Source organism: Actinocrinis puniceicyclus, assembly GCF_018283645.1.
In the GTDB taxonomy this organism is placed as follows: Bacteria; Actinomycetota; Actinomycetes; order Streptomycetales; family Catenulisporaceae; genus Actinocrinis; species Actinocrinis puniceicyclus.
On sequence record NZ_JAGSXH010000310.1, the window covers coordinates 1 to 1,515 of the forward strand.

At 72.7% G+C, this 1,515-nt stretch carries 1 protein-coding gene; it reads right to left on the reverse strand.

The genetic code is table 11. The annotated features are described in order from the left end of the window. Positions 1 to 21 precede the first annotated feature (21 nt). On the reverse strand, positions 22 to 1,347 hold the full coding sequence (locus KGA66_RS28985; protein ID WP_211472786.1) for a S53 family peptidase: 1,326 nt from the start codon (positions 1,345 to 1,347) through the stop codon (positions 22 to 24). Positions 1,348 to 1,515: the final 168 nt, after the last annotated feature.

Below are 1,515 nucleotides of genomic sequence, written 5' to 3' on the forward strand. Positions count from 1 at the left end.
GCGCCAGGGGTTGGGCTGCGGTTAGAAGGCGCCCACGCCGCGGGGCGTGCCCAGGCCGGTCGGCCCGTCCCAGCCGGGGCGGGCGTGGCACAGTTGGTAAACCGGGCAGAAGCCGTTGCTGCCGACGGTGATGTCGGTCAGGTACGCGGTGTGCGCGTACGGGTAGCTGTTGTTGATGCTCGCGGCGTTGCCCGCCAGCGCGTAGACGGAGGCGATGATGGGGGCTGAGACGCTGGTGCCGCCGAAGACCAGCCATCCGGACAGGCCGCCGGACGGGGTCGAGTCGTAGACGGCGACGCCGGTGTAGGGGTCGGCGACCGCTGAGACGTCGGCCACGGCGCGGCGCGGGCAGCCGGTCGCGGCGCCCGCCTGTCCCGGCAGGGCGGTGTTGTACGCCGAGCAGCCCGAGCCGGCGCCGCTCCACGCCGTCTGGGTCCATCCCGTCGCGGTGCGGCGCAGGCTGGTGCCGCCGACCGCGGTGACGTACCGGGAGGAGGCCGGGTAGATCACGCCGTAGCCGCTGTCGCCGCTGCTGGCGGTCTGTGCGATGCCGGGGTGGTTGAAGTACCGGCCGTAGGTGTTGTCCGAGCTGTCGCGTCCGCCCCAGCTGTCGCTGATGGCGTTGGCGTGCAGTGCCGCCGCTTCGTTCTGCGCCGCGCCGAGGTTCGCGAAGGTGTTGTCGGCGGCCTCCACCAGCAGGATGTGGCAGTTCGGGCAGATCGCGGAGACCATGTCCAGGTCGAGGGAGATCTCCTGTGCCCAGCCGGTGTCGAGCGCCGGGTAGCGGGTGCCGCCGTACTGGTCGACCTTCCTGAAGCATCCGTTGCCGGTGGTGCACGGCGGCAGGCCGTAGGTCGAGCGGTAGACGGCCAGGTCGGATTCCGCGGTCGGGTCGTTGTAGGCGTCGACGAGCGCGACCGTCTGGCCGTAGCCGCTGGTGGTCGACGGCAGGCTGTAGGCGCTGCGCAGGTCGGCGGGGCCGTAGCCGGCCGGGTCGGTACCGGCGCCGGCGTCGGTCAGGACGATCGCGTGGCAGGAGGCGCGGGACTGCGCTACGGCCGTGCACACGCGCCGGTCGCGGTTCGGCGCGTCGGTCGGCGGGGGGAAGGAGGTGTGGCGCGCGCCGCCGATCTGCCGGCCGAGCAGAGCGAGCAGCGACAGGACGGGTACGGTCCCTGATACGTTCAGCGCGTTGGTCGACGTGGCCTGCGTCGTGGTGCGGTGTGTCGGGGTCGTGCTGTGTGTCGGGGTCGCGGGGGTGTGTGCGTATGCGGCGGAGGCGCTCGTGACGGTCATCGCCGCGGTGAGCGCGAGGGTGAGAATGCGTGGTCGGGTGGGGCGGCCCATGGTTCCTCCGGAAAGGTGCGGGCGGGTGGCCTCGGCGGTGACGCCCCGGCCCGCGCAGGTGCGGGCACAGGTGCATGTGCGGGCGTTGGTGCTGGTGTGGGCATCGCCGGTCGCGCGGGGTGTCTGGACGGTGCGCGCGGACCGGTCTCAAGATCCGCGGTCGAGGTC

What these genes read in the sequence shown, in the direction of transcription:
- KGA66_RS28985 (WP_211472786.1), bottom strand. Translation starts at nt 1,347, where the DNA reads ATGGGCCGCCCCACCCGACCACGCATTCTCACCCTCGCGCTCACCGCG.